The following is a 5,901-nucleotide window of genomic DNA, read 5'->3' on the forward strand; positions in this document are numbered from 1 at the left end:
GCGAGCAAACGAAGCTTTAACCTCGCATTCGACGTCGAACTAATCATTTTTGATAAATCTTGAGTCATATTTCACCACCGTTAAAGAGAAGCTAATTAGCTCACAAAATTAGTGGAATTGGTATTATTCATTACCGCCACATTGAGGCGATAATGAACAATACATACCCGGCAGACTTAAATCATTAAATCGTTGACTCCGTTAATGTCTCACTGCGATGCTGTTGTTTAATCAAACCATAGCCAATAATAACCAATGTACCTTGCACCACCATCACAGCAGTCATTGCAACCACACCATAATCACTAATAAACAATGAAACAACTGCACTGGCTAACATGCATAACATCATCTGTAAAAAGTTCATTAATCCTGATGCTGATGCACTGTTCTCTTTAAAAGCACTCAACGCATTATTAGCAACAATCGGATAGAGTGCGCCATTAGCAGCAGCCATAAAACACATCGGAATTAACAGAGGAATAATACTCGTTTTCCCCGCCATTAATGCAACCACAAACATCGCTATCACACTTAAAATAAACAGTTTTAATAACCAAGGTAAAATTTGTTTGCTGCTATGTTTGTTTAATAGTGTGCGACAACTATAACCACCAATAATAAAAGCGATTGTTTGTGGCAGATAACTTAAACCAATATCAGTGCCTGAATAACCCATTGCGCTCATCACAAAAGGAGAGCCTGTAAGCCATGCAAAAAAGGCTGCAGAGCAAGCTGCATAGATGATCATATTACCGCTGAATTTTTTTGATTTTAAAATATTCATATAATTTTGGAAAATTGAGACTTTTACTTGTGACGCATTAGTTAGCGGCTTGCTTTCTTTTGCCGTGCTAAAATCGATAAAACTACTGCGTATTCCCCACACTAACCCAATCAGTAATAAACAATAAAAAATACTCTGCCAACCAAATTGCACCTCAAGTAACGCCCCTAAAATAGGTGCTAATGCAGGTGATAGTGCAACCAATGGCATCACAGTAGAGAAAATGCGCTGTGATGTTTTATCATCATATTTTTCGATAACAAAAGATTGCCAGATAATGGTTGCACCCGCGGCGCCAATAGATTGTATAAATCGTCCCACTAATAAAAGCTCAACGCTAGTTGCCATTGCGCAGATAATAGTACCCACACTAAAAATAGCTAAACTAGAAATTAATACTGGTTTTTTACCAAAACGCTGACTTAAAGGGCCATAAACCAACTGTCCTATCGCCATGCCTAAGAGGAAGATACTCAATGACCAACCAATCATCTGATTACTTGTCGCCAAATCTTGACGTAAAATATCAAATGCGGGCAGGTACATATCTGTTGCCAGAAAACCTAACATGCTTAATCCAGATAACCAGATATAAGGTATTTTTGTGTTTGTTTTATCCATTGTTTGCTCACTTTAAGAAATTTTCATCAGTATAATCTTGCAGTAAGGTACAATAAAACGGTATATTTTAACCCTTGCTTTCAAAAAAGTTGATGCGTATGTTTTCTCACCATGATTTAATCGTTATTGATGCTGTTGCACGCCGCGGCAGTTTCTCCAAAGCAGCTGAAGAGTTGTACAAAGTTCCCAGTGCAATTAGCTACACAGTTAAATCAATGGAAGATAAATTGGGGGTTTTACTGTTCAAACGGTTACACCGTAAAGTGCAATTAACCCTTGCTGGCGAATATTTTGTCGAGCAGGCACGTTTACTGCTTAAACAGATGAGTGAGATAAAAACACAAACACAACGTGTTGCAAATGGCTGGCAAAGCAGTGTTTCTATTGCCCTTGATAATGTCGTAAGAGAAACCTCTGTTAATCAGCTTGTTGCAGATTTTTATCAGGAATTTCCTGATATTGAGCTATTACTGACTATGGAAGTATTTAATGGTGTTTGGGACGCACTGGTTGATGGACGTGCAGATATTGCCATTGGCGCAACGGCGGCGGTGCCGATTACCAGGGGTATTTCTTATCGTGCAATGGGAGAGTTGTCGTGGGATTTTGTGATCAGTGCAGAACACCCGCTTGCAACACACAGCGCTCCTCTCTCAGAGGCGCAGTTAATTCAATATCCAAGTATCTGTTTACAAGACAGCGCACGTACACTGCCTAAACGCACCACTTGGTTGCTTAATAATCAACGCCGTTTAGTTGTGCCTAATTGGCACAGTGCCGAGCAATGCTTTATTGCAGGACTCGGCATTGGTTTGATGCCTACACACAGAGCAACCCCACTTATCAAGCAAGGCTCATTAATTAAAAAACGTTTAATGAATGAGCCTAAAAATAGCCCCTGCTGTTTGGCGTGGAATGAAGGAATACAAGCACCCGCGGTGAAGTGGTTATTAACTTACCTTGGCGACACTGAAAAATTACACGCGCAATGGCTGTCATAACACCAGTCACAGCGCGAGACACTGGCCTTATACAGGACATCACACAGTTTATCGTGTTATTACGCCCCTGCAATCTTCATTTTGTTAATTAAAATAGAGCCTGTTTTTAAACTGCTGCGCGGATCAATATCTGCGCCGACCGCTTCAATGCCCATAAACATCTCTTTTAAATTACCGGCAATGGTCACTTCATGCACAGGGTAAGCGATCAGCCCATTTTCAATCCAAAAGCCCGATGCACCACGCGAGTAATCACCCGTTACCATATTAACGCCTTGGCCCATCAGTTCAGTGACAAAGAACCCCGTGCCCATCTCTTTAAATAATCCCGCTAAGTCTAAACCCGTATTGGATTTAACAAACCAGTTATGAATACCACCCGTGTGCCCTGTACTTTGCATGTTTAATTTACGTGCCGCATAACCCGTTAAAAGGTAAGTTTGTAAAATACCTTGCTCAACAATATGTCGATCAATGGTTTTCCCACCCTCTTGATCATAAGGAGAACTCGCTATTCCTTTAATAATATGTGGTTTTTCTGAAATTTGCATCCAGTCAGGGAAAATTTGAGTGTCTAAACTGTCCAGTAAAAATGTTGATTTTTTATATAAACTGGTACCACTTATCGCTCCCACTAAATGACCAAACAATCCCGTTGCCATCTCAGCAGAGAATAAAACAGGCGCTTGTTGGGTCTTTATTTTGGTTGCTCCTAAACGGGAAAGGGTACGTTTCACCGCTTCATCAGCCACCCATTTCGCACTAAACAGATCGTCCATATCTCGCGCACTGGTATAGCTGTAATCACGTTGCATCTCTTCGCCTTGCTGCGCAATTAACACACAACTTAAACTATGGCGACTGCTCGCATAACTGTGTAAAAAACCGTTACTATTACCATATACACATAAGCTTGAGTGACTATTTACCGCTGCACCATCAGAGTTAACAATACGCTCATCACTGTTTAAGGCGGCCTCTTCACACTCTTTTGCCAATGCTAATAACTGCTCAGTATCAGCACCACTTGGGTGGTATAGATCTAACTCTAAAGGGTCTGTTTCTAAAAAATGTTTATCTAATAACCCTGCATATTTATCTTGGCTAGTATATCTAGCAATATCCACAGCCGCCTTCACCGTTGAGGTGATCGCTTCATGGCTCAAATCTGCTGTTGATGCACTGCCTTTACATTGATTGATATAAACACTAATGCCCATCGCACCATCAAGATTAAACTCAACATTTTCAACTTCACCTAAACGGGTATTAACCGAGATACCCGAGGTTTTTCCAAGGGCAACTTCTGCTTGATCCACGCCTAATTTATTAGCAATTTGTAACGCTTCATTAACCGCATCTTCGAGTTGTTGTTTTTGTTCAATCATATGTAAATACCAGTAAAGACAAATTAAATTTAGAAACGGCAACAATAACACGTATAATCTTATTAACTTCCCTTTAATCTGTAACGACAAAGATATTATGAATAAAAAAGTAGAAATAATCGAAGAAGATGAAATCAGTAAAACACAAATAAAACGTGAAGCTGATGTACTTAAACTGATAGGTAGAGCACTTATCGCGCTCAACAAAAAACAACTGGCACAAATACCGGGTAGCGAGCTGCTTTTTCACTCGATCTCTGTAGCCCACAAGATCATGGATAAAAATGAAGCGTTACGCCGCCAAATTCAATATATCGGCAAAGTATTACGCAATGAAGATTGTGATGCCATCCGCACCGCCATTGACAAGCTCAATAATAAACATCAACAATTGACCCACGCAACACAACGCTTAGAAAGATTAAGAGATGAGTTAGTTGAACAAGGTGACAGTAAAATTAATGAGTTACTTGAGCAGTTTCCAACACTAGAGCGCCAAAAACTACGCCAACTGGTGCGCCAAGTGAATAAAGAGAAAAAAGCAGAGAAACAAGCAAAATCAGAAAAAGTAGCAAAAGACCTCTTTAATTACTTAAAACCTGTTTGTTTATGATCTAGTTCAAACTTATAGATTAGTCAGTTAGCATCGCTTTTATAAAAACAGAACTAACCTATAATTTGAAAACTAATTCAAATTAATAGGTTTATTATGTTAAAAAAATCGATGTTACTGATCTTTATCCCTGTTTTTCTGGTGTTATTAATTGGGCATTTGTTAAATGAGTTTCTGTTTAACAGTGCCTTTTTTATTACCTTAATTGTTGACCTTCTCGCCCTTTGTATCGGTTTTTTCATTTTTAATCAGCAAGTTATCCAGCCTCTCAATAGCGTTAACAATTTTACACTGCAGAGCAAAGGTAATTCTCACAAAATCAATCTACAGTTCCGTTTTCAAACGACAAAATCACTGCTTTTTAGTCCCTTTATTAATGCGCTAAACAAACAGAATGAACAACTTGAAACGCTGCTACAAAGTTTATATGCCTCCTCTGCACGTCTTGTCCCTATGTCACAAGACCTTAAAGATACTTACAGCTCTATGATTCAAAAAGCGATGATGCAAGAAACACATGGGCATCAGCTAAGTAATGCAATGCAGGAGATGAGCACTGCAACCAGTGAACTCGACAGTGAAGTAGAGGTTATCTTTTCTGAAGTAAAAGAGACAGCGCAAGTAGTAACGATAGCAAAACAGGGCACTGAAAACGCCACAGATAGCTTAAACCAACTCACTGAACATATAGAAAATGCATCAAAACATATCGATCAGTTAAAAATAGACAGTGAGCAAATTAACGCTATTACCGATGTTATCAGTTCTATTGCCGATCAAACCAACTTATTGGCATTAAATGCAGCCATTGAAGCTGCCCGTGCTGGTGAGCATGGACGTGGTTTTGCCGTGGTTGCCGATGAAGTACGTACACTTGCAGAGCGCACTACAAAATCAACTAAAGAGGTGCGAGACATCGTCACCCAAATTCAACACAACACAGGAGAGGCTTATCAGGTGATGCAAATAGGTCGTGAGTCAGCTCAAAGTACACTCGAGCTATCTCACCAAGCAAATGCACAATTAGGCAAAATCAACCAATCAATTAATGCTATTAATGAGAAATCAGCACAAGCACATAAAGCAATTTCTCTACAGAAATCAATTTCAACCGATGCACAAAATTCGGTAAATGCCATGGTTGAGCTTAATAGTGGCGCATTAGAAAACTCTCAAATACAATCTGTTAGCTCTGAAGATATGACAAAATTAGCAGAAACATTAAAAGATAAGTTAGATAAATTCTCATTTGGCAATGCGAGCTGGAGTACCAATATTCGTACCGAACAACGTAATATTGCTAATATTGAAGAAAGTGATGATGTAGAGCTTTTTTAATCTCTTTTATCTCCACGCTAAAATAGAAAAAGGGACGTTTAGCGTCCATTATACCAATCCGCCTAAGTAACTGATCGTTTTTACTGGTTTAAATGACTAATATCTGTGTTGCATTCAATCGCAATAGCCGGCTATTACTCAATCATGCGCCTT

At 39.2% G+C, this 5,901-nt stretch carries 5 protein-coding genes; 3 read left to right on the plus strand and 2 right to left on the minus strand.

The annotated features are described in order from the left end of the window. Positions 1-184 precede the first annotated feature (184 nt). Positions 185-1,408, minus strand: a complete 1,224-nt coding sequence (punC, locus tag G322_RS0116990) for a purine nucleoside transporter PunC (protein ID WP_022942904.1) — start codon at positions 1,406-1,408, stop codon at positions 185-187. Positions 1,409-1,506: 98 nt separating this feature from the next. Between punC and punR the strand changes: the two genes are divergently transcribed. Continuing rightward, a complete protein-coding gene (gene punR, locus G322_RS0116995) occupies positions 1,507-2,409 on the plus strand; it encodes a DNA-binding transcriptional activator PunR (protein WP_022942905.1) in 903 nt (300 codons plus the stop codon). 59 nt (positions 2,410-2,468) lie between these two features. Here punR and pmbA read toward each other — a convergent pair whose 3' ends face one another. Then, positions 2,469-3,797, minus strand: a complete 1,329-nt coding sequence (pmbA, locus tag G322_RS0117000; protein WP_022942906.1) for a metalloprotease PmbA — start codon at positions 3,795-3,797, stop codon at positions 2,469-2,471. A gap of 97 nt (positions 3,798-3,894) precedes the next feature. On the opposite strand from pmbA, the gene yjgA reads away from it, so the two are divergent. Further along, complete coding sequence (gene yjgA, locus G322_RS0117005; protein ID WP_022942907.1) at positions 3,895-4,410, plus strand: ribosome biogenesis factor YjgA; 516 nt, start codon at positions 3,895-3,897, stop codon at positions 4,408-4,410. 96 nt (positions 4,411-4,506) lie between these two features. After that, positions 4,507-5,748 (plus strand): methyl-accepting chemotaxis protein, encoded by a 1,242-nt coding sequence (locus G322_RS0117010; RefSeq protein ID WP_022942908.1) that lies wholly within the window; start codon positions 4,507-4,509, stop codon positions 5,746-5,748. Positions 5,749-5,901 lie beyond the last annotated feature (153 nt).

Origin of the sequence: Psychromonas hadalis ATCC BAA-638, from assembly GCF_000420245.1 — a bacterium.
Classification (GTDB): domain Bacteria; phylum Pseudomonadota; class Gammaproteobacteria; order Enterobacterales; family Psychromonadaceae; genus Psychromonas; species Psychromonas hadalis.